This is a genomic window from Tabrizicola sp. T74 (genome assembly GCF_057219935.1).
This window is the reverse complement of record NZ_JBXVVT010000001.1, coordinates 1,039,266-1,061,385: the sequence shown is the minus strand read 5'-3', so window position 1 is coordinate 1,061,385 and position 22,120 is coordinate 1,039,266. Positions and strand designations below refer to the sequence as shown.

General features: G+C 66.3%; 22 protein-coding genes. 9 read left to right on the top strand and 13 right to left on the bottom strand.

All coding sequences use genetic code 11. From position 1 onward, the window contains the following. Positions 1-14 precede the first annotated feature (14 nt). From AC2EAL_RS05545 to AC2EAL_RS05525, 5 genes are all read right to left on the bottom strand, one after another. The gene (locus AC2EAL_RS05545) at positions 15-260 is read right to left on the bottom strand and encodes a MoaD/ThiS family protein (protein ID WP_484723168.1); all 246 of its coding nucleotides are present in this window, start codon (positions 258-260) and stop codon (positions 15-17) included. Further along, positions 260-2,512, bottom strand: a complete 2,253-nt coding sequence (locus AC2EAL_RS05540; protein WP_484723167.1) for a xanthine dehydrogenase family protein molybdopterin-binding subunit — start codon at positions 2,510-2,512, stop codon at positions 260-262. Before AC2EAL_RS05540 ends, AC2EAL_RS05545 begins: the two co-directional genes overlap by 1 nt. Then, positions 2,512-3,000, bottom strand: coding sequence for a (2Fe-2S)-binding protein (locus AC2EAL_RS05535; protein WP_374429437.1), 489 nt, complete (start codon positions 2,998-3,000; stop codon positions 2,512-2,514). Before AC2EAL_RS05535 ends, AC2EAL_RS05540 begins: the two co-directional genes overlap by 1 nt. Beyond that, complete coding sequence (locus AC2EAL_RS05530; protein ID WP_484723166.1) at positions 2,997-3,863, bottom strand: FAD binding domain-containing protein; 867 nt, start codon at positions 3,861-3,863, stop codon at positions 2,997-2,999. The genes AC2EAL_RS05535 and AC2EAL_RS05530 overlap by 4 nt, the downstream gene beginning before the upstream one ends. 212 nt (positions 3,864-4,075) lie before the next feature. After that, positions 4,076-4,474 (bottom strand): FxsA family protein, encoded by a 399-nt coding sequence (locus AC2EAL_RS05525; RefSeq protein WP_484723165.1) that lies wholly within the window; start codon positions 4,472-4,474, stop codon positions 4,076-4,078. Positions 4,475-4,591: 117 nt separating this feature from the next. On the opposite strand from AC2EAL_RS05525, the gene AC2EAL_RS05520 reads away from it, so the two are divergent. Genes AC2EAL_RS05520 through AC2EAL_RS05510 form a run of 3 tightly spaced genes read left to right on the top strand, consistent with a single transcriptional unit; the run spans position 4,592 to position 6,876 of the window. Next, positions 4,592-5,251, top strand: coding sequence for a Tim44/TimA family putative adaptor protein (locus AC2EAL_RS05520; RefSeq protein WP_484723164.1), 660 nt, complete (start codon positions 4,592-4,594; stop codon positions 5,249-5,251). A 9-nt stretch (positions 5,252-5,260) separates the two neighbouring features. Then, positions 5,261-6,286, top strand: a complete 1,026-nt coding sequence (gene mltA, locus AC2EAL_RS05515) for a murein transglycosylase A (protein WP_484723163.1) — start codon at positions 5,261-5,263, stop codon at positions 6,284-6,286. A 5-nt stretch (positions 6,287-6,291) separates the two neighbouring features. After that, a complete protein-coding gene (locus AC2EAL_RS05510) occupies positions 6,292-6,876 on the top strand; it encodes a Smr/MutS family protein (RefSeq protein WP_484723162.1) in 585 nt (194 codons plus the stop codon). Positions 6,877-6,880: 4 nt separating this feature from the next. Here the strand turns inward: AC2EAL_RS05510 and AC2EAL_RS05505 are convergent, their stop codons facing one another. Further along, positions 6,881-7,990, bottom strand: coding sequence for an alpha/beta hydrolase (locus tag AC2EAL_RS05505; RefSeq protein ID WP_484723161.1), 1,110 nt, complete (start codon positions 7,988-7,990; stop codon positions 6,881-6,883). Positions 7,991-8,106: 116 nt separating this feature from the next. Between AC2EAL_RS05505 and AC2EAL_RS05500 the strand changes: the two genes are divergently transcribed. Then, the gene (locus tag AC2EAL_RS05500; protein WP_484723160.1) at positions 8,107-8,850 is read left to right on the top strand and encodes an SDR family NAD(P)-dependent oxidoreductase; all 744 of its coding nucleotides are present in this window, start codon (positions 8,107-8,109) and stop codon (positions 8,848-8,850) included. Here AC2EAL_RS05500 and msrA read toward each other — a convergent pair. Beyond that, a complete protein-coding gene (gene msrA / locus AC2EAL_RS05495) occupies positions 8,847-9,449 on the bottom strand; it encodes a peptide-methionine (S)-S-oxide reductase MsrA (RefSeq protein WP_484723159.1) in 603 nt (200 codons plus the stop codon). The two genes, AC2EAL_RS05500 and msrA, sit on opposite strands and share 4 nt — an antisense overlap. 198 nt (positions 9,450-9,647) lie before the next feature. Here msrA and AC2EAL_RS05490 point away from each other — a divergent pair, with 198 nt between their 5' ends. Then, complete coding sequence (locus tag AC2EAL_RS05490) at positions 9,648-11,558, top strand: alpha/beta fold hydrolase (RefSeq protein ID WP_484723158.1); 1,911 nt, start codon at positions 9,648-9,650, stop codon at positions 11,556-11,558. 16 nt (positions 11,559-11,574) lie between these two features. Then, complete coding sequence (locus AC2EAL_RS05485) at positions 11,575-11,820, top strand: hypothetical protein (protein ID WP_484723157.1); 246 nt, start codon at positions 11,575-11,577, stop codon at positions 11,818-11,820. Positions 11,821-12,688: 868 nt separating this feature from the next. Here AC2EAL_RS05485 and AC2EAL_RS05480 read toward each other — a convergent pair. Next, a complete protein-coding gene (locus tag AC2EAL_RS05480; RefSeq protein ID WP_484723156.1) occupies positions 12,689-14,959 on the bottom strand; it encodes an adenosylcobalamin-dependent ribonucleoside-diphosphate reductase in 2,271 nt (756 codons plus the stop codon). A gap of 145 nt (positions 14,960-15,104) precedes the next feature. Then, positions 15,105-16,280, bottom strand: a complete 1,176-nt coding sequence (locus tag AC2EAL_RS05475) for a porin family protein (protein ID WP_484723155.1) — start codon at positions 16,278-16,280, stop codon at positions 15,105-15,107. Between the two features lie 79 nt (positions 16,281-16,359). On the opposite strand from AC2EAL_RS05475, the gene AC2EAL_RS05470 reads away from it, so the two are divergent. Next, entirely contained in the window at positions 16,360-16,854 is a 495-nt protein-coding gene (locus AC2EAL_RS05470; protein WP_484723154.1) for a CAP domain-containing protein, read from the top strand. A 192-nt stretch (positions 16,855-17,046) separates the two neighbouring features. Further along, positions 17,047-17,466, top strand: a complete 420-nt coding sequence (locus tag AC2EAL_RS05465) for a DUF1489 family protein (RefSeq protein ID WP_484723153.1) — start codon at positions 17,047-17,049, stop codon at positions 17,464-17,466. On the opposite strand, the gene AC2EAL_RS05460 is transcribed toward AC2EAL_RS05465, so the two are convergent. Next, on the bottom strand, positions 17,463-17,807 hold the full coding sequence (locus AC2EAL_RS05460) for a hypothetical protein (protein WP_484723152.1): 345 nt from the start codon (positions 17,805-17,807) through the stop codon (positions 17,463-17,465). The genes AC2EAL_RS05465 and AC2EAL_RS05460 overlap by 4 nt on opposite strands. A gap of 94 nt (positions 17,808-17,901) precedes the next feature. Between AC2EAL_RS05460 and AC2EAL_RS05455 the strand changes: the two genes are divergently transcribed. Continuing rightward, the gene (locus AC2EAL_RS05455; RefSeq protein ID WP_484723151.1) at positions 17,902-18,759 is read left to right on the top strand and encodes a DMT family transporter; all 858 of its coding nucleotides are present in this window, start codon (positions 17,902-17,904) and stop codon (positions 18,757-18,759) included. Between the two features lie 72 nt (positions 18,760-18,831). Here AC2EAL_RS05455 and hisG read toward each other — a convergent pair whose 3' ends face one another. Genes hisG through hisS form a run of 3 tightly spaced genes read right to left on the bottom strand, consistent with a single transcriptional unit; the run spans position 18,832 to position 22,090 of the window. Then, a complete protein-coding gene (hisG, locus tag AC2EAL_RS05450; RefSeq protein ID WP_484723150.1) occupies positions 18,832-19,530 on the bottom strand; it encodes an ATP phosphoribosyltransferase in 699 nt (232 codons plus the stop codon). Then, positions 19,527-20,621 (bottom strand): ATP phosphoribosyltransferase regulatory subunit, encoded by a 1,095-nt coding sequence (locus tag AC2EAL_RS05445; RefSeq protein WP_484723149.1) that lies wholly within the window; start codon positions 20,619-20,621, stop codon positions 19,527-19,529. Before AC2EAL_RS05445 ends, hisG begins: the two co-directional genes overlap by 4 nt. After that, complete coding sequence (gene hisS, locus AC2EAL_RS05440) at positions 20,618-22,090, bottom strand: histidine--tRNA ligase (RefSeq protein WP_484723148.1); 1,473 nt, start codon at positions 22,088-22,090, stop codon at positions 20,618-20,620. The genes AC2EAL_RS05445 and hisS overlap by 4 nt, the downstream gene beginning before the upstream one ends. Positions 22,091-22,120 lie beyond the last annotated feature (30 nt).

Genomic DNA, 22,120 nt, shown 5'->3' with positions numbered 1-22,120 from the left:
AAAATCGTGCGCCCTTAGCCGCCCTTCAGCCGCTGCAGCAGGAAGACCTCGCTGTCCGCCTTGACCGGCGCCGCGCGGTTGTTGGCGATCACCTCGCCGTCCACCGCGACCGACAACCCCGCCTTGATCGCGGGCCCCAGACCCGGATTCGCCTTCTCCAGCGCATCCAGCATCTGTCCCACGGTCGCGGCGTCCACCTCCACCACCTCTTGCCCGTCGGCGAAGCGCCGCAGGCTGGCCCAGAGATGGACCTTCGGCATTACGCCCGGTTGGCCTTGATCGCCGCCAGCACCTTCGGCGGCGAACAGGGCAGGCTGCGGATCCGCGCGCCCGTGGCCCCCGCGATGGCACTTGCGATGGCCGGCAGCGGCGGGGTGATCCCCGTCTCGCCCACGCCGCGCACGCCGTAGGGGTGGCCGGGGTTCGGGACCTCGACGATCACCGTGTCGATCATCGGCAGGTCGCTGGCCACGGGGATGCGGTAGTCCAGGAACACCGGGTTCTGGAGCCGCCCGTCTTGCCCATAGACATACTCCTCGTTCAACGCCCAGCCGATGCCCTGCGCCGCCCCGCCCTGGTACTGGCCTTCCACATAGGCCGGGTGTACCGCCGTCCCTGCGTCCTGCACCACCAGATAGCGCAGCACCGTGGTCCGCCCTGTCTCCGGGTCCACCTCAACGTCGACGACATGGGTGCCAAAGCTTGCGCCCACGCCTTCCGAGGCCGTCACCTCGTGGTGGCCGGAAATCGGCCCGCCCGAGCCGCCCATCTTCGACCCGATCTCGCCAATCGACATGGGTGGGAACTTGCCCGCATTGGGGCCAGCCGGGTGCGCAGCACCATCCTTCCACTCGACGGCCTCGGGATCGATCTCCCATTCCGCCGCCGCGCGCTTGCACATCTCCTTGATCGCCTGCCCGGCCGCCAGAACCGCCGCCTTGCCGCTGGCAAAGGTCGCGCGGCTGCCGTGCGTTGGTTCGTTGACGCCTAGCGCACCGGTTTCCACCACGTTCACCCGGACGTCTTCATACGGGATACCGAGCGTTTCCGCGACCATCAGCCCGATGGAGGCACGGCTGCCGCCGATGTCCGGCGTGCCGATCATCACCGTGGCCGTCCCGTCCTCACCCACCGCCAGCGAAACCGAGGTCTCGCCGCCATGGTTGAACCAGAAGCCCGAGGCGACGCCCCGGCCCTGGTTCTTGCCCAGGGGGATCTTGTAGTTCGGATGCGCCTTCGCGGCCTCCAGCGTTTCCTGCAGACCGATCACGTTGTAGACCGGCCCGTAGGACGACTTGGACCCGTTCTTCGCCCCGTTCTTCAGCCGCACCTCGATGGGGTCGAGACCCAGCTCACGGCACATCTCGTCGACCAGGCTTTCCACCGCAAAGGCCGCCATCGGTGAGCCCGGGGCGCGGTAGGCCGCGGCCTTCGGGCGGTTGGCGATGACTTCCACCGCCTCATGCTTCAGCGCGGGAATGTCATAGCAGGCAAAGGCACAGGGCAGTGCCTCGCCGATGGGGGACATGCCGGGGAAGGCCCCGCCCTGCATGCGGAAATAGACCTGGCCGGCGGTGATCGTGCCGTCCTTCTTCATGCCGAGCTTCACGTCCATCGACGCGCTGGCCGTCGGCCCGGTTGCCCGCAGCACCTCGGAGCGCGACATCACCAGCTTCACCGGCCGCCCGCCCGCCTTCTTCGACAGGGCCAAAGTCAGCGGCTCCATGAAGATCGTCGTCTTGCCGCCGAAGCCGCCGCCGATCTCGGACGGGGTCACCCGCAGGTTCGCCGCCTCGATCCCGAGGACCGCCGCAGACATCCGGCGGATGTACCAGTGGCCTTGCGTGCAGACCCACATCTCGCCCCGGCCATCTTCGCCCATCTGACCCACCGCCGCGTGGGGTTCGATGTAGCCCTGATGCGTCGCCTCGGTCTTGTAGGTGTATTCGCGGACGATGTCGGCAGCGGCAAAGCCCGCGTCCACATCGCCGTGCCCGAACTCCATGTAGCGGGCGACGTTGCCATGCATCCCTTCCGGCACCGAATAGTCCGCCACACCGGGACGGATCACCGGAGCGCCAGGGGCCATCGCCGCATCGACGTCGGTCACATGCGGCAGGACCTCGTAGGTCACCTCGATCAGCCGTGCTGCGTCCTGCGCCAGCAGGGCCGAAGTCGCCGCCACCGCTGCCACCGCGTGGCCGTCGTAGAGAGCTTTCTCCCCGGCCAGAGTGTTGTCCTGCAGGTTCAGGTCCTCGCCCGTCAGGCCCGTCGGGAGGTCGGCGCGCGTGACCACGGCCTTCACGCCTTCCAGCGCCAGCGCCTTGGACGCGTCGATCTTCACGATCCGCGCATGGGCATGGGGCGACCGTACCACGGCGGCGTGCAGCATCCCCGGCAGGGAGAAGTCCGCGCCGTACCGGGCGCGCCCTGTCACCTTGTCCAACCCATCCGGGCGGTTGGGCCGGGTGCCGACGTACTTGTAGCCAGTCTTCACATCATCCCGTGCCATCACGCAGCTCCCCGATGTTCCTGACGCATTTCCGCCGCCGCGTCCTGAACGGCGCGGATGATCTTGTCATAGCCCGTGCAGCGGCACAGGTTCCCGGCCAGCCAATACCGCACCTCGGTATCCGTCGGGTCCGGGTTCCGCTCCAGCAAAGCCTTCGCCGCGACAAGAATCCCCGGAGTGCAGAACCCGCACTGCAGGGCCGCATGTTCGATGAACTTGCGCTGCAAGGGGTGCAGCTCTTCCTTGGCCATACCTTCGATGGTTTCCACCCGCTTGCCGTTTGCTTCCGCCGCCAGCATCAGGCAGGAGCAGACCAAGGTCCCATCCACGGTGACCGAACAGGCCCCGCAGTCGCCGGTGCCGCAGCCTTCCTTGGTGCCGGTCAGGTCCAGATGGTTCCGCAGCGCATCCAGAAGCGTCTCGCGCGGGTCGGCGAGGAACTCCACTGGGTCGCCGTTGACGGTGGTGGTGACGTGAATCTTGCTCATTTGCTTGTTCCTTTCGCCCGGTCATAGGCGATCTTGGCTGCCCGGCGAGCGAGAACACCTGCCACGTCGATCCGGAACTCCTTCGTCCCGCGCTTGTCCGAGATGGGCTTCGCCTCACCCTCTGCCGCCTTGGCCAGCGCCGCCAAAGCCGCGTCGTCCAGCGTCGTGCCGATGATCGCCTTGGCGCAGGCTTCGGACAGCAGCACCGTCGGAGCCACCGCGCCAAGCGCAACCCGCGCCTCGACGACCTTGTCCCCGTCCAAACGCAGGCTGACCGCGCAGCCGACGACAGCAATGTCCATCTCGGTCCGGGGAATGAAGCGCAGGTAGCAGTCCCCGCCGTTCTTCCCGCGCGGCGGCAGGGTGATCGAAGAAATCACTTCCCCTTTCGCCAGATTGGTCTTCCCCGGCCCAGCAGGAACCTTCTCGACCGGAATGTCCCGCGACCCGTTCGGCCCGGTCACAGTGACCATCGCCCCGGCAGCATACAGCCCCGGTACCGAATCGGCGGCAGGAGAGCCGTTGCACAGGTTCCCCGCCAGCGTCGCCCGGCCCTGCACCTGCGTGGACCCCACCAGGTTCATCCCTTCCACGACGCCCGGCCAGTCCGCCACCAACTCGGCATGGCCGCCCATTACGATCCCCGGCACCGCGACGCCGATTCGCCAGCCGCCGTCCTTGGTGCGCTCGATCTTGTCGACGCCCGGGATGTGCTTGAGGTCGATCAGGTCATCCGGCTGCACCATCCCGGCGCGCATCTGCACCAGAACGTCCGTGCCTCCCGCCAGAAACCGCAGGGTGCCAGACGCCCCCGCCGCAATCGCGGCCGCATCGGCAAAGCTAGTTGGGGTGTGGTATCGCATAGCGCCTCCCTGACCATTCCCTGGGCGGTCTTTGCCGCCGTTCGTTGTCGATTTTGCTGCACCCGGGCTGCCGCCGCAATGGCAGTCTGCGACGCCTTCGGTCTGGCGGCGACCAAATCTGCCGAACCGCCTGTGGCCCGTCTGGCCGGAACACTTGCATTTGCATCCAGTCGAGTCCAGCCACACCACGACAAGTCAGGTGGGGACAGGGGTCACTCGATGTGTTCGCGGGTGATGATGGTCACCCCTTTCATCCGGCGCACGGCAAGCCGGATCAGCAGCCCCCGCACCGGCGGCAGAAGAAGCAGAAGGCCAAGCGCGTCGGTAAAGAACCCGGGCAGGATCAACAGCACCGCCGCCGCCGCGATCAGGCCCTGATGCACGACGGGCGAAAACGGGTCGTCGGCCATCCGGCCCCGGAAGCCTTCGACGAACTCCTGCCGCGCCACCCGGGCGCCAGAGACGGCCCGCGATTTCAGCAACAGCACGCCCAGAACCGCGGTCAGCACGACCCAGCCCAGTGTCAGCCACAGGCCCAGCCACGCCCCAAGCGTCACGAAAAGCGCAATCTCCACCAGCGGAAGCGCCAGAATTCCAAGGACGATCCACATCACCGCTCTCCGCCCGTCCGATCTTCCGCCCTTGTGGTAGACTTCGGCGGGCCCCCACCCTACATAGGGTCAAACCGTGCCCAATCCAACGGAACAACAAAGGTTCAGAGGTCAGCAATGAACGGCTCCTTGATCCAGCTCCTGGTGCTTGCCGGGATCGCGATCTTCCTAATCCTCAAGCTGCGTTCGGTGCTTGGAACGCGCGAGGGGTTTGAAAAGCCGCCGATTCCGCTGGAAGAGCTGCGCCCGCGCGTCCGCCGTGACTTCGAGGTGATCGAGGGCGGGCCGGACCGCGACATCACCGACCATGTCGCCGAAGGCTCTGACGCCGCCCGCGCGCTGGCCGAGATGAAGAAGGCCGAGCCCGGCTTTACCGTCGGCCCCTTCCTGCAGGGCGCGCGCGGCGCCTATGAGATGATCCTTACGGCCTACGAGAAGGGCGAGCTGGACCGCATCCGCCCCTTCCTGTCGGATGATGTCGAGGCGAGCTTCGCCGAAGCCATCACCCAGCGCGAGGTTGACGGGCTGACCATCGAGGCGAACTTCCTTGGGATCAAGGAATTGTCCCTGCACGATGCGACCTTCACCCCCGAAAGCCGGTTCGGCGAAATCTCGGTCCGTTTTGTCGCCGACCAGACCTATGTCGTGCGCAACAAGGCGGGGGAAATCGTCGAAGGCTCGCCGCGTGAGGTCAAGAAGACCCGCGACATCTGGACCTTCGCCCGCCAGATGGGGTCGGACGACCCGAACTGGCAGCTTGTCGCAACCGGCGACTGACGCGTTGGGATGCGCGGGTCCCTGGTCCTCCTTTCGGTTGCGGCGGTTCTGATGACCGCCTCACCACCCCGCGCCGAGGTGCTGGATTTTGAATCGCTCGACGGCTGGTTGGACGACGACCACCTTGCTGCGCTGACCACGTTCCTGCAGACCTGCGACCTGATCGACCAGCCCGACTGGAAACCGATCTGCGCAATGGCTGCGGATGTGCCGAAGGACGATGCCTCGGCCCGCAGCTTCTTTGAGCTTTTCTTCAAGCCGGTGGTGGTGGGCAATCCCCCTGCCCTCTTCACCGGCTATTTCGAGCCCGAGCTTGACGGCTCGCCCACCCGCACGGGCCGGTTCAAGTACCCGATCTACGCCCGCCCGCCGGAACTGCGCGATGGCGTGGCCTACCACACCCGCGCGGCCATCGAAGGTGGGGCGATTGCCGGGCGCGGGTTGGAGATCGCCTGGCTGGACGACCCGGTCGATGTGTACTTCCTGCAGGTCCAGGGTTCGGGCCGGATCCGGATGACGGATGGCTCTGTGGTTCGCGTGGGCTATGCCGGGAAGAACGGCCATGCCTACCGGTCGGTGGGGCAGGAAATGGTCCGCCGCGGCACGCATACGATGGACCAGGTCTCGGCCCCGGAAATCGCGAGTTACGTGCGCAGCAATCCCACCACGGGGCGCGATCTTCTGGACACCAACCCGTCCTATGTCTTCTTCCGCAAGATCGGCACGCTGAACCCCGAAGACGGACCTATCGGCGCCATGGGCCGGTCGATCACCGCGCTGAGGTCGGTGGCCATCGACCCCAAGTTCACCACCCTGGGCGCGCCGGTCTGGATCGAGAAGGACGGTCGCCGCCCGATCCGCAGCCTGATGGTCGCGCAGGATACCGGTGGCGCGATCAAGGGCATGCAGCGCGCCGACATCTTCTACGGCACCGGCAAGGATGCGGGCGATGCGGCTGGGACGGTCAAAGACCCCGGCCGGATGGTCCTGTTGTTGCCCATCGACCGCGCCTTCGCGATGCTGGACGACGAATAGGTCAGATGCCCCGCCGCCGCCACCTTTCGCCCGAGGAAGCCGACCTCTGGCGCAGCGTCGCACGGACCGCCCGGCCCTTGCACACGCCAAAGCTGCACCTGCCCGAACCGCCCCCCGCCCCAGAACCACCGCCCCTCGCCCACGCGAAACCCCGCCTGTCACCCTTCCTTCTGGGCGAAAAGCACCGCGCCCCGGAAAAGCGCGACGTGGCACCCAGCTTGCCCGATCTCCTCGGCCAGGCCCCGCTGCGGATGGACGCGGGCATCCACGCCAAGATGACCCGCGGCAAGCTGGCCCCCGAAGCGCGGATCGACCTGCACGGGATGACGCTGGCCGAGGCGCACCCCGAACTGATCCGCTTCATCCTGAACGCACAGTCCGCCGGATTGCGGCTGGTTCTGGTCATCACCGGCAAGGGCAAGCGGCGTGAAGACAATGGCCCGATCCCGCACCGCATGGGCGCGCTGCGCCATCAGGTGCCGCACTGGCTGAACCTGCCGCCGTTGGGTCCCGTCGTGCTGCAGATCAGTGAGGCGCATCTGAAGCACGGCGGCAGTGGAGCCTATTACGTCTACCTGCGCCGCCGCTGACCGCTTACCGGGGGACCGGGCGGGGTCGACTTTCGGCAATCGCGCCCACGGGGCTCAGGACGATCTCGGTCGCGTTTCGCACGGTCAGCACCAGCCCTGGCAACAGGCCAACCCGCGCCCGGGCGTCGGCGGTGAAGGCATCAGAAATTCCGACCAGCCCGCCGAACAGGCTGAGGAGCGCGGGGTTCTCGCCCAGGTTCAGGTGGCCGTCCCCCGTATTGTAGGCCGCCGTATCCAGATAGATCACGTTCAGCTCTGCGATCTTGGCCACGCTGTCCATGTTGCCCAGCCGGTCCCCTGTTCCCGACAGGGTGGCAGACAGGCCTAGCACCCGGTCGCGGGAACTGCCGAAGATCACAAAGGGCTCGGGCAGCTTGCCGATATCCTTCGCCTGGGCGCGGAACACATCCAGGTCCAGGTCCGGCGCGATCAGCACCACGCCCTTGATCCGGTCCAGCGCACCGGGGCCGTCCTTCAGCGCCATCTGCCGCAGCCCCTCCATCGTGAGGAACGCCCCCATGGAATGCGCGACGATGATGATCTCGCGCGCGCCCGCATCCTCGACCTCGTCCAGAAGCGAGACGAAGCCGGACCGCGCAAACAGCACCGAATCGCGGTCGTAGACATAGCCCAGCGCCGACCCGCGCGAGGGCCATGCGTAATGCACCGCCACCCCCGGCACCTTCAGGTCGTGGTGCATCTGCGCCACCCGGTACACGCCTTCGGCCATGGTGTTGTTGAAGCCGTGGACATAGACCACCGCATCGGTCTGCCCGCGCAGCTTCATCGCGGCCCGCAGGGCCCTGCTGAAATCATCGCCCGTATCAAAGTCACGCTGATCCAGCGTCAGGAAGTCGCGCTTGCCGTCCGGCTGCCGAACCCTTGGCGGCCAGTTCACCTCGCCCGGCTCACGGTCCGGCGGGATCGCCACGTCATAGCGCAGGAACGCGGGCTCATCCGATCGACCGAAGGCGTAGATCTCGCCATCCTTCATCCGCGTCGTGCCGACGAAGATCGTCTCGGGCGTCCCGCCTGCCAGCCCGTTTGGGGCCATCGTGAACTCACCCCGCGCCGAGCAGCCGGCCAGCACCAGGATCATCAACAGCTTGCGCAAAACGGTCTCTCCTTTCCGGCGACCCTCTGCCCCGCGCTGGCCAAGGTCAACCCATCCCCGGTGGACAGTGGCGCGCCTCCGCCGCAGACTGGAGGCCAGCAGGACAGGAGACCGCCATGCAGCTTTCCGGCAAGACCGCCCTTGTGACCGGCGGCAATCGCGGCATCGGGCTTGCGACCGTCCGCGCCCTGGCCAGCGCCGGGGCGACCGTCCATTTCACCGCCCGTAGTGCCGCCAACATCGCCGCCGCCCAGCGCGAGCTTGGCGACATCCCCGCCACCGGCCACCTGGCGAATATGACCGACCGCGAGGCGATGGCCACGCTGTTGGAGCAGCCCTTCGACATCCTGGTGAACAACGCCGCCGTCATCGCGCCCATCGGCCGCATCCTGGATATCGGGGCTGAAGACTGGGCCACCAGCATCGACATCAACCTCACTTCGGTCTTCCACGCTACTCAACGCGCCTTACGGCACATGGTTGCAAAGGGCGGCGGGACCATCGTCAACATCTCTTCGGGTGCCGCACACAGACCGCAAGAAGGCTGGTCCGCCTATTGCGCCGGGAAGGCGGGCCTGGCCATGCTCACCCGGTCGGTGCATCTGGAATATGGGTCGCAGGGCATCCGCATCTTCGGCTTTGCACCCGGGGTGGTGGACACCGACATGCAAGGGGCGATCCGGGCCAGCGGCATCAACCCAGTCTCGAAGATCCCGCGCGCCGACCTTGCACCCGTCGACCAGCCCGCCCGCGCCATCGCCTGGCTCTGCACCCCCGCCGCCGACGCCCTGGCCGGGCAGGAGCTTGACATCCGCGCCCCGGACCTGCGCGCAGCTGTCGGTCTGCCGCCGCTAGCCTAGTGCGACAGCGCCTCGGCGCCCCAAAGCTCGCGTACCCTTGCGTCCCGGCCGCAGGAATCGCGGTAGAACTTGTAGGCATTGGCCTTCTTCTTCGGGCCGGCGCGGGTCAGCACGATCTCGGAGGACTTGTAGTAATCCTGGTGATAGTCCTCGGCGATCCAGAAGGTCCCGGCATCCAGGACCGGGGTCACGACTGTCTGGCCCAGCACCTGTCCCGCCTTTGCCACCGCCGCCTCGGCCGACTTCCGCTGCGCCGCGTCCTGGACGAAGATCGCTGTCCGGTAGGCATCACCCCGGTCGCAGAACTGCCCGCCTGCATCCAGCACGTCGACCGAGCGCAGGAACTTGGCGATCAGCTCGTCATAGCTGATGACCGCCGGATCGAAGGTGATCTCGACCGCCTCGTAGTGGCCCTCGTGGTTGCGGTAGGTCGGGTTCTGCAAGTCGCCGCCGGTATAGCCCGAGACAACCTCGCTGACCCCGGCGACCTTCTCGAAATCCGATTCCACGCACCAGAAGCAGCCGCCCGCAACGATGGCCGTCTCGGCCTGCGCCGTCCCGGCAAAAGCCGCCAGCAGCACCAGCACCAAACTCCGCATCCCGGACCTCCATCCCTTTGGCGAGGCCAGCCTCTGCCGGTCCCAAGGGGCGGGTCCAATCACCGATCCGTGCATCACCGCATGGTGAAGCCGGCGCGGGCCATCGCTACCCCCTTGGCCAAAGCATCCCGTCGCACTAGCCTGCGCATTCCACCGGGGGCAGCCGCCGCCGACCCTCGCGCGAACGGAAAGGCCCCGATGCGTCACCTCGTCCTAGCCCTGGGGCTTATCGTCGGACCTGCCCATGCCGAAATCTCGCTGCAAGATGCCGCCTCGGGGCTGGACCTGTTTCCCTGCGACCTCAGCAACCTGACCTGCACCTCACTGACCGTCCCGCTGGACCACCGCGCCAACGACCCGTCTGAGACGCTGGAAATCACCTTCGCGCTGTCCTTTGCCACCAACGAGAGCCGCGGCATCCTGTTCTACTTCGTCGGAGGGCCCGGCGGATCGGGGATCGCGTCGGCAGATTCCTACCTGTCCGCCTTCGACCCGAGCCTCGTCGAAAACATGGACATCGTCTTTGTCGACCAGCGCGGGATAGGGTCAGTGCACGGGTTGTCCTGCCCCAGGGCCCAAGCCCGGTTCGACACCGCACCAACCTCGCTGGACGACCCCGAGGCGATCCTTCGCACCGCGCAGGACTATGTGACCGGCTGCATTGCCGAGCTTGACGCGGATGCCCTGCTACCAGTGGTGGCGACCGACCAGGCGATCCGCGATTCCGAGCTGTTCCGCCAGTCGCTCGGCGCGCCGAAGGTCTGGCTGTACGGCGAAAGCTACGGCACCCAGTTCGTGCAGGCCTATGCCACCCAGTTCCCGACCGCCGTTCGTGGCGTGATCCTTGACGGGGTGGTCGACCTGACCCTGGATGCCGAGGGCTTCTACCGCCGCTACACCCTGGCGGCCGAAGCTTTGCTGGCGGAAACCTTCGCCCTGTGTGACGCGCTGCCCGCCTGCGCCCGGGACTTCCCGGGTGGTGCCGCCGCCGCGCATGACGACCTTGCGCGCCGGGCGGCCGAGGCCCCGATCCCCGTCGCCTATCCCTTGGCCGACGGCACCACCGCCACGCGCTTCTTGACCACCGGCCTTCTGGAAATGAACGCCTTCTACGCGCTCTATTCCCCCGAAGGCAGGGCGGAATACCTGCGCACCCTGGCCGCGGCCCGGCAGGGCAACCTGGTGCCGATCCTGCAGCTTGGCTATGTGAACGCCTATATCGACGCCGAGACCGAAATCGGGTTCGAGGATCCGGGCTGGTACGGTGCTGCCTATTACGCGATCACCTGCACCGATTACGACAGCGGCCCGGGCACCCCCGAAGAACGCGCCCGCCGCATCCTCGACGAGGCGCAGGCCTTCGCGCCCCAAGCGCCGCGCCTGTTGCGGTCCTACTACCTGGAACGCGTGGCTTGCGCCCTCTGGCCACACCAGGGTCCGGCGGTGCGACCCGCGCCTTACGCCGGGGGTGATTGGCCGACTCTGGTGCTGAACGGCGACCGCGACCCGATCACGCCGATCTCGATGGCCTACTCGGTGCTGGACAATGCCGCCAATGCCTATGGCGTGTTCATGGCGGGCGGGCCGCATGTGATCTGGGGCCGGGGCCTTGCCTGCCCCGACACCATCGTGCAGGCGCTGATGTACGACGGCACGCTGCCCACCGCGCGCGAACAGCTGTGCGAACAGGAGCCGACGGCGCCCTACGAGCCGCTGACCCTGACCGACCCCGCCCAGCAGTCAGACCCCCTGACCGTCGCCCGGGCCGTCGAGACCGAGCTTGCAAGCTTCATCCCCCTGGCCGGCTGGGACGGCCAGCACCCCACCACCTTCGGCTGCCCGCTGGGCGGCACCCTGTCGGCCACGGCGACGGAGGAGGGCACCGCCTACAGCTTTGCCGCCTGCCGGTTCTGGCCCGAGATCACGGTGGATGGCACGGGCAGCGACGTGGCGACCGAAGACGGGGCGGATGGGCTGATGCTGGACCTGACCGTGTCAGGCAGCCAAACCGGACGCCTGAGCTACCACAACAACCGCGCCGACGAGGCCGTCAGCCTGACCGGCACCTGGAACGGCCAACCGGCAAGCCTGCCGCGGAGTGGGTTGTAAGGGGGTCGAGGGCCGGATGGACTGCGGAATCTACAAGACCTTTATGGGCCACGCGCTGGAGGGCCACCGCTTTTCCCTGTCAAACGCCTACAAGGACATGCGCTATCTCGAGAGCATGGCCAACTCCGCCACCGTCACGACGACGATGGCGAGCGCCGCGAAGAACAGCTTTGCGGGGGCGGCGACGCAGGGCGGAGCGGGGCCGGAGGACTATGTGCCCCACTTGGTAGATTTCGTGGCGCGGGCGAACGGGGCGAAGTAGGTCAAAGCCCGATCTGGCAGGGGCCATCGCCCCTGCCACTTCCTACGTCAAGTTGAAGGAACCGGGCGGAGGCCCAAAGCCTCCGTCCAGCCCCCGCCCGCCCCTCGGCGGGGGCTTCTCCCCCGCCCGGGCAGGGGCCGGACGGTGTTGCACTTGGTTCAACCGGTCTTGCGTCACCGTTGGGCATCAGCGCGGGGAAAGGCAGTGCCTTTCCTTCTCCGTGCTTACTGTGGCGGGGCCAGAGGACTAGGTGCCCCAGTTAACGGATTTCGTGGCGAGAACGGATGGGGTGAAGTAGCAAGCCAATTCTTAACGTCGAGATCGAAACCGGCTTTCTCGAATTTGCCCAGCGATTTCGTCTGCAAGGAATTGAGCAGCTCTTAACGATTCATGGATTTCGCCGAGCTTCGACCAGTATACAGCCCACAAGCCTGAATCGACTAGTTCTTCCAGATTCTCAGCGGATTGCGGATAGGCTTCAACGTATCGAGCTAAGCGATCTACTCTCTGCTCCAAGTCTTTGACTCCGCGCGACTTTGGAGAGTTCTTGGAATCACCCCTGACCCACTTTTCCCAATCTTGTCCACTCTTGGATTGATTGCATCTCCCGCATGCGGGTACGACATTGCCCTTCCCCGAAAAGAAGCCCGTTGGCCTCTTGTTTCTAACGAGAGGCAGCAAGTGGTCCCAGTCATTTGCGGAACTGCCGCAGTAAACACACGTCATCTCGCCTGAAGATTGGCCGAAGAACGCAAGAACTTCGGCCTTATCAGCCTCAGACGGTGGATCGAAAGGAATTATTGACTGAACGAATGCGTTCGTGATGCTTGAAGAGCGACTGGGTATCTTGAGTGGCTTCCTCAATTCATCACCCACACTTCGAATGCCCGCACGACCCGCAGGTCAGGCACCCCTCCACCATCCGCAGGTCATAGCTCCCGCAGGACGGGCAGGCCTTCCCTTTAGGCGCCTCTCCGACACGCAGCAGTTCGGCCTTGGGGTCGGATTTCAGGCCCAGCCCCTCGCCCTCGATGAAGCCGATGTCGATCAGGTGGCGCTCGATCACTCCGCCGATGGCGGCGAGGATGGACGGGATATACCGACCCTCCATCCAGGCCCCGCCGCGGGGGTCGAAGACGGCTTTCAGCTCCTCGACCACGAAGGAGATGTCCCCACCCCGCCGGAACACCGCACTGATCATCCGGGTCAGGGCCACGGTCCAGGCGAAATGCTCCATGTTCTTGGAGTTGATGAACACCTCGAACGGGCGGCGGTGGCCGGCGATGATGATGTCGTTGATGGTGATGTAGAGCGCGTGTTCCGAGCCCGGCCATTTGACCTTGTATGTTTGCCCTTCCAGCGCGGCGGGGCGGTCCAGGGGTTCGGACAGGTACACCACTTCGCCCCCCGTCACCGGCTGTGACGCCACGGGGGCGGTCTGCTTTTCGCTGACGGTCAGCACCGACCCCGTCACATCGTTCGGCCGGTAGGTCGTGCAGCCTTTGCAGCCCTGGTCCCAGGCAGCCATGTAGACCTCCTTGAACGCGTCAAAGCTGATGTTCTCGGGGCAGTTGATGGTCTTGGAGATGGACGAATCCACCCATTTCTGCGCCGCGGCCTGCATCCGGACGTGGTCCAGCGGCGGCAGGGTCTGGGCGTTGACGAAATGGTCAGGCAGCGGCTTGTCGCCATGCTTTTCGCGCCAGAGGCGGACGGCATAGTCGACGACCTCCTCCTCCGTCCGGGAGCCGTCCTTCTGCAGGACCTTGCGGGTATAGGCATAGGCGAAGACCGGCTCGATGCCGCTGCTGACGTTCCCGGCGTAAAGCGAGATCGTCCCGGTCGGCGCGACCGAGGTCAGGAGCGCGTTGCGGATGCCGTGCTGGGCGATTGCCTCGCGGACATCGGCGTCCATCTGCTGCATGTTGCCCGAGGCGAGGAAGCCCTCCGCATCAAACAGCGGAAACGCGCCTTTCTCCTTCGCCAGATCGACCGATGCGAGATAGGCTTCGCGCGCGATGGCATGCATCCAGTCCTCGGTCGCGGCCACCGCCTCGTCCGAGCCATAGCGCAGCCCGCACATCAGAAGCGCATCGGCCAGCCCGGTGACCCCCAGCCCGATCCGCCGCTTGGCCTGCGCCTCTGCCGCCTGTTCGGGCAAGGGAAAGCGCGAGGCGTCCACCACGTTGTCCATCATCCGGACGGCAGTGCGGACCAGCTTGGCAAGATCGGTCTTGCAGACATGCGCCTTGTCTTCGAACGGATACCAGACCAGCGTCGCCAGGTTGATCGACCCCAAGAGACAAGCGCCATAGGGCGGCAGGGGCTGCTCGCCGCAGGGGTTGGTGGCGGCGATGGTCTCGACATAGCCGAGGTTGTTCATCGCGTTGATGCGGTCGATGAAGATCACCCCAGGCTCGGCATAGTCGAAGGTCGACCGCATGATCTTGTTCCACAGATCGCGGGCCTCGACCGTCTTGTAGACCTTGCCGCCGAACACCAGCTCCCACGGGCCGTCGGCCTTGACGGCGGCCATGAAGGCGTCGGTCACCAGGACGGAAAGGTTGAACATGCGAAGGCGGGCCGGGTCGCGCTTGGCCTCGATGAAGGCCTCGATATCCGGGTGGTCGCAGCGCATCGTCGCCATCATCGCGCCCCGGCGCGACCCCGCCGACATGATCGTCCGGCACATCGCGTCCCAGACGTCCATGAAGCTGAGCGGGCCGCTTGCATCCGCCGCGACGCCCTTCACCTCGGCCCCGCGCGGGCGGATGGTGGAGAAGTCGTAGCCGATCCCCCCGCCCTGCTGCATGGTCAGAGCGGCCTCTTTCAGGCCAGTGAAGATGCCCTCCATCGTGTCCGGGATCGTGCCCATGACGAAGCAGTTGAAGAGCGTCACGCTGCGCCCCGTCCCCGCCCCCGCCGTGATCCGGCCCGCCGGGAGGAACTTGAAGCCTTCCAGCGCGGCATAGAACTCCGCCTCCCACTTCGCGGGGTCCTTCTCCACCTCGGCAAGGGCACGGGCGATCCGCCGCCAGCTGTCCTCGACGCTGCCGTCGATGGGCGTGCCGTCCGCCTCCTTGAAGCGGTACTTCATGTCCCAGATCTGTTCGGCAATGGGGGTGTCGAAACGCGACATGGGGCGAATCTCTCTGTCTGTTGTGGATAACTGGAACGAAGGACCCAAGATACGCCCCGAACCCCTTCGGGTCAACGAGAGGCTGCCGCCTTCGCGCGCCCGGGTCGCCGCAAGCACGGTCACCCCTGGCGCCGCTAGCTGCACCCTAGAAGCGTGACTGAAAGCCCAGGCTGGCCCTGAATTCGGAGGTGTCATAGCGCGCGACGTTCGACCGCGTCCGCGTGGCACTCACCGACAGGACGGGCGAAAACCCCATCACGGCAACCTGTTCGAACACCAGGCTGGCCCCCAGGCTGGCAAAACGGTCGCGCCGTCCATCAAAGGAAAGCACGAATTCATCGTAGTGCTTGCCACCCAGTTCCAGCGAAAACGTCGGGGCTGTACCCAGCAGCCGCCACGCCGGGCTGACGCTCACTCCACCTCGCAGCTCGTCGAAACTGTCAGTGCTCAGATCCGAATCGGTCTTGCGGCCAGACAGCGTCCAGCGCCACAGCGCCCCATTGCCGTCCGTCTGGGCGTAACTGATCCGCCCGTCGTAGACCCGGGCATCGGCGCGGTCTATGCTCTGGCTGACCTGATCCTCAAGCCCGAACCCGATCGACATCGCGCCTTGGCCAAGCTGGAAATCCTGCTGCGCGGCGACCTTTGCATAGCGGTACAGCGGCTCGCCGCCATAGTCGATCTGCCCGCGATGCAGCGACACGGTGGTCAGCCCAAGGTCTTGCCCCAGGAACAGTTGCTGGCGCAAAAACACCTCGCCCATCACCAGGGCGTAGTCGCTGCCCGAAACGTCCGGGGCTGCGGCCTGCGCTGCCGAGGACAGGGTGTAGGTGCGCCCATACAGATTGACCCCAAGGCTGGTTACAGCGCGGTCGGACTTGGCCAACCGGTAGCTGAACGCGACGCTGGCCGCGTATTCGGTGCCAGACAGCGCCACGCTGGCGGGGTCAAAAATCAGCAGGATATCGCCCAGCGAGAAGAACTCGGACTCTGCCCCGTTGTTGACGTTGTCCGTCGGCGCAACGTTCGCCCAGACATTCAGCGTGATCGGGTTGGCTTCGGCGGCGATGGCATAGGCCTCGCGCAAGACTGCCTCATCTTCAGGCCCCCGGGCATGACGAAAAGCCCGCCTGATCCACCACTGCGCGGCCATCGGGCGACCCGAGTCGAGCAGTTCGCCAGCGCGGGTCAAGGCCGCGACAAATTCCGGCTTTGGTTCGCCTGCCTCCTGCGCCTCCAGGGGCGATGCGGACAGCAGGCCAAGGGCAAGAACGGCGGAAACCAGCCCACACGCTAGAGTTGTTCCTGGGCGTCTGGACATGAGATATTTGTCTGCGCAATCTCAAAATTGTCAAATTTGTCTGCGTAATCGCAGATGGATTGTCAAGCAGGAGAGACCAATGCGGAAATTCGCGGCCATTGTTGTCATTGCGGCGTTGCCAGCCTGCGGGGGCTCATCGACCGGGTCTGGCGGAGGGGTGGTGACGACGCCCCCTCCGACGGCCGCGCCCCCGGCCCCGGAGAACAACAGCTTTGAAGTGCTGCTGAACAATGTTCGCGTTGCGAACGGTGCACAGAACGTTACATATGACGCCCGCCTTGGCCGGGCAGCGCAGGGCCATGCTGTTGATCTCGTGGCGAACAACCGATTCTCACATACCGGAACGAACGGTTCGACCGTGGGCGACCGCGCAAGGGCTCAGGGCTACATCCCGACGGCCATCGCCGAGAATATTGCCCGTGGCCAGCAGACCGTGACGTCGGTGATGGCTGACTGGACAGGCTCATCCGGACACCATGGCAACAACATCAATCCCGCGTTTGAGGACTTTGGCCTTGGCGTTACTGGAAATGGCGGAAACAAGACCTGGGTTCTGGTTCTTGGTGCAGAGTAACAGCCGCTAAGCGCAACCATCACAGCATGGCGCTGGCCCGGTCACCTGGGCCAGTTATTGGGTGCACGTGCCCGATACCAGGGTCAAAGGGCAGCGTTGATTGCGCCAGCCACGCACCGCTAGTCCACTCGCCCCTTCCGGCACCTCTGGACCCGGCCTTGCACTCGTCCTGCCGGCGGCTATCTTCGCCGCATGATACATCTCCTGAAGCTTTGCGTCGGCGCTGACTCGGTCGAGGACCTTTTGGACTGGCAGCGCAGCCAGCGCCCGCACTGGCCCGAAGGCCGCGCGATCCACGTCACCCGCATGTGGCCCAAGCGCGAGGCCGATGTCCTGGAAGGCTCGCTTTACTGGGTCATCAAGGGCGTGATCCTGTGCCGCCAGCGGATCACCGACCTGCAGGAGGTCAACCTGGGCGACGGTATTCCGCGCTGTGCACTGGTGCTGGACCTTGATGTCATCCGCACCGAAGCTGCCCCCCGGAGGCCGTTCCAGGGCTGGCGCTACCTTGACCCGAAAGACGCCCCGCGCGACCTGCCGAAAGGCCGCGCCAAGGACGATCCGCTACCGCCGAAACTGGCGCAGGCGCTGGCCGAATTGGGCTTGCACTAGTAGTTGTTCGGGTTCCCCGCGACGATGGTGCCCGTGCCGCCTTCCACGCCATCCTGTACCCAGGTCACCGCCTCGCCGTCGATGCGGACGCCCCAGCAGTCCTTGCCCTCGCCGTAGTCGAAACACATCGTGTCGCCCTCGACCGTCCAGGTGCCGGAGTAGCCGTCGCCCTTGATGGCGCCGTCAGCCGCATAGAATTCGGTGTAGGCACCACTTGCCGTCATGCTCCCCTGCACCGTGTTGTCGCTGATCGCAGCAGTGATCTCGGCCCCAGTCGCCATGGTTTCGGCAAAGGCCGGAGCGGATAGGGCCAGAAGGGCAAGGGCGGTGAGGCGGATCATCGCAGTCTCCATGGTTGCTGCCCGGTAAGGTAGGCGGAGGCAGAAAAGGTCAACGGGCTTTTCATTCCTGTACGGCAGGTCCATGACTTGCGCCATGCCCCGCCCGCTTCTCCTCGCCGCGCCGATCATCTTCCTTCTCCTCTGGTCCGCGGGCTTTGCCATCGCCAAGATCGGTCTGCAGCACGCCGGACCCTTCACCCTGCTGGCCCTGCGCTACCTGATCGCCGTCGTGGTCCTCCTCCCCCTCGTCCCCCTGCTGAAACCGGACTTCCCGAGGGGTCGCGCCGCCTGGGACATCGCCATCGTGGGCTTCCTGATCCAGGTCGCCTACTTCGGCCTGTGCTACATCGCCTTTAAATCCGGCGTCTCGGCGGGCGGGGTGGCGATCATCGTCTGCCTGCAGCCGATCCTCGTCAGCCTGATCGCGCCCCGCATGGTTGGCGAGACCGTCAGCCGCCTCCGCTGGATCGGCCTCGCCCTCGGCCTGACGGGGGCCGTCACGGTGATCCTCGCCCGCTCCGATATCGCGCATGAACCCCTGATTGGGCTCCTGGCGGCGGTCGGGGGCCTCATCGGCATGACCGCCGCAACGCTTTACGAAAAGCGCTTCGGCGTGACGACCCATCCGGTCCCCGCCAACCTGATCCAGTACGCTGTCGGCGCGGTCTTCACCTTGCCGCTCGCCCTTGCGACCGAGGGGTTGCAGGCCGACTGGACGCCCGAGCTGTGGGCAACTCTCGCCTATCTGGTGATCGGCAATTCGCTGATCTCGATCACCCTTCTCCTCGCGATGATCAGGGCCGGAGAGGTCGCCCGCGTCTCGGCCCTTTTCTACCTGGTCCCGCCGCTGTCGGCGCTGTTCGCCTGGCCGCTCCTCGGCGAAGCCATGCCGCCCCTCGCCTGGGCCGGGATGGCGCTTGCCGGGATCGGGGTCACGCTGGCGCGACGGTAGGCTCCTCGCGCGCCTTCGGCTTCTCGTCGCGGGGGGCCAGCGAGGAGGGACGAAGTCGACCGACGAGCGGGGTCAGACGGGCTGCGCCCCGACCCCCAGCTTCACAGCCAATCCCGCATAAGCCGCACGATCCTCCGCCGACCAGTCCGCCACGCGCGAGGCCCAAAGCACCGCCTGGCTGGAATGGATCAGCCCGTCACTCAGGATACGCAGGTGGTTCGCTCGCAGCGTCTCACCGGACGAGGTGATGTCGGCGATGCACTCCGCCGTCCCGTTCTTCACTGTCCCCTCGGTCGCGCCCTGGCTGTCGACCAGCTGGTAATCCGCAACCCCTTGCGCTTGCAGGAAATCCCGCACCAGCCGGTGATACTTCGTGGCAATCCGCAGCCGGTGGCCGTGCGCCCTGCGGAACCCCGCCGCTGCGGCATCCAGATCGTCCACCGTCTCGACATCAATCCAGACGTTCGGCACCGCGATCACCAGGTCCGCCTGCCCGAACCCGAGCTTCGCGACCTCGGCCACCTCGTCCTCGCCCAGCTGCTCGCGCACCAGGTCCGAGCCCGTGACCCCCAGATGGATCCTCCCTGCTGCCAGCTCGCGCGGGACCTCACCCGCCGAAAGCAGCACCGGAACCACACCCTCGATGCCCTCGACCACGCCGGAATACTCCCGATCCGACCCCGCGCGCTTCATCACCACTCCGCGCGCGCCAAACCAGTCGAAGGTGTCCTGCATCAGCCGCCCCTTGGACGGCACCCCGATCCGGATCATATCGCCCCCTTCAGCCGAGCGACCAGACCCGGCCGGATCACCCCACCCACTGCCGGGATGAAGGCCCCTTGTCCAAGCACTGCCGTCAGTGCGTCATAGCGGCCCCCACTGGCGACCGGAGGCATCCCGTCCTTCAGGAAACTGAAGACGAACCCGTCATAATACTCCAGCGCCGTCCGCCCGTGGCTCGCCTCAAACGCCAGGGTCGAGACATCCACGCCCCGTGCCGCCAGCGCGTCCAACCGCGCCGCGAACCGATCCACCGCCGGGCCAATGGCCGGAAGCATCGGGGTGATCCCGCGCAGATGGCTCAGCGCATGACCCGCCGGGGCCTCCAGGCTGAGGAGATCATAGAGCAGCGCCGCCTCGGTCGCCTTGATCGGCGGAGTCTCGGCATCCGCGACCAGCGCCTCGGCCCGCGCCGCAATTTCCTCTGCAGAGCGCAGGCCCACGAAAGTCCCCGCTTCGTCGATCAGTTGATCCGGCGTCCCGGCCTTTAGCCGGTCAAGCAAAGCCACCCGCCCCGCCGGTACCGGAGCCCGTCCGGCAAACCGATCCAACAATGCCTTGAACCGCACCGGCCGCCAGACATGCCGCAAGAGCGCCGCCTTGCGCCGTTCCGTCGTCTCCAGCCCCCTTACAGCGGCCATCAGGATGCCGATATCCCCAGTTACCGGGCGCAGGCTCAGACCGGCCAGCAGGTCACGGAAAAGGGCAAACACCTCGGCATCCGCCGCCTCGGGTGAGGCACGGTCGAAAACCTCATACCCCACCTGCAAGTATTCGGATGCCCGCCCCGACCCACGCAACTGCTTGCGGAACACCTCGCCCAGATAGGCATACCGCGCCGGCTCCGCCCCATGCGCCATGTGGGCCTGCACGACCGGCACAGTGAAGTCCGGCCGCAGCATCATCTCGCCCCGGACCGGGTCATCCGTCACATAGGCCCGCGCCCGGATATCCTCGCCATACAGGTCCAGCAGCGTCCCCGCCGGTTGCAGGACATCCGCCTCGACCGGCACCGCGCCGGCCTGGACGAATGCCTGAAGGAGCCGCTCCCCTTCAGCCCGGATCGCGGCCTTGGGGGTCATTGCCCCAGCATCTTTCGCACTGCCACCACCAAGTCACCGCGGGCGACCTCGACCTGCGCCGGTCGGTCCTTCCACTCCTCCAGTGTCGCGCTTTCCGCGATCTTCGCACCGAGGATCAGGTCCTTCAGGATCACCGTCCCCGCAGCGGCCTCGTTCCCGCCCTGGATCACCGCGACCGGAGAGGCCCGCTTGTCCGCATACTTCAGCTGGTTGCCGAAGTTCTTCGGATTGCCCAGATAGACCTCCGCCCGGATGCCCGCCTGCCGAAGCTCCCCCACCATCGCCATGTAGTCGGCCATCCGGTCCCGGTCCATCACCGTGACGACCACCGGCCCTGCCACATCGCCCGAGACGCGCCCCTTCGCGTGGAGCGCGGCAAGCAGCCGGTCCACCCCGATCGAGACCCCCGTCGCCGGCACATCCTGCCCGGTGAACCGCTTCACCAGCCCGTCGTACCGTCCACCCCCGGCCACCGAGCCGAACTGCCGCTTGCGGCCCTTCTCGTCCAGGATCTCGAAGGTCAACTCCGCCTCGTAGACCGGGCCTGTATAGTAGCCGAGGCCGCGGACGACACCGGGGTCCAGCACGATCCGGTCGGGTCCGTAGCCCTGGGCCTCCAGCAGGGCCGCGATAGCTTCGAGTTCCGCGACGCCCTCGGCCCCGATCGCCGAACCGCCCACCAACTCCCGCAGCCGTGCGACCGTTTCGGCCCCCGTGTCGCGCTTGGCGGTGGTGAAGCCCATCACGACTTCGGCTTGCTCGGGGGACAGACCCGCCCCTTTGGTGAAATCGCCGCTGTCGTCCTTGCGGCCCTCTCCGAGGAGAGCCCGCACCCCGTCGGGACCGAGCCGGTCGATCTTGTCGATGGCCCGCAGGACGATGCCGCGTTCGGCATGCTTGTTGTCTCCGGCAAGGCCAGCGACCTCCATCACGCCGTTCAGGACCTTCCGGTTGTTCACCTTCACCACGTAGTCGCCGCGGGGGATGCCGACCTCTTCCAGGGCGTCGGCGAGCATGGCGCAGATTTCGGCGTCGGCGGCGACCGAGGCGGAGCCGACCGTATCCGCGTCGCACTGGTAGAACTGGCGGAACCTTCCCGGACCCGGTTTCTCGTTCCGCCAGACGGGGCCCATCGCGTAGCGGCGGTAGGGGCTGGGGAGGTCGTTGCGGTACTGGGCGGCGACCCTCGCGAGGGGGGCGGTGAGGTCGTACCGGAGGGCCAGCCAGTCGGCGTCCTCATCCTGCCAGGCGAAGACGCCCTCGTTGGGGCGGTCGACGTCGGGGAGGAACTTGCCGAGGGCCTCGACGGTTTCCACGGCAGAGGTCTCCAGCGGGTCGAACCCGTACCGGTGGTAGACCCCGGCGATGCGGTCGAGCATGGCTTTCCGTTCGGTGACCTCGGCCCCGAAGTAGTCGCGGAATCCCTTCGGGGTCTCGGCGCGGGGGCGGCGGGGGGGCTTGTCGGCCATGGCGGGACCTTCGCTTTTGATCGCCGTCCG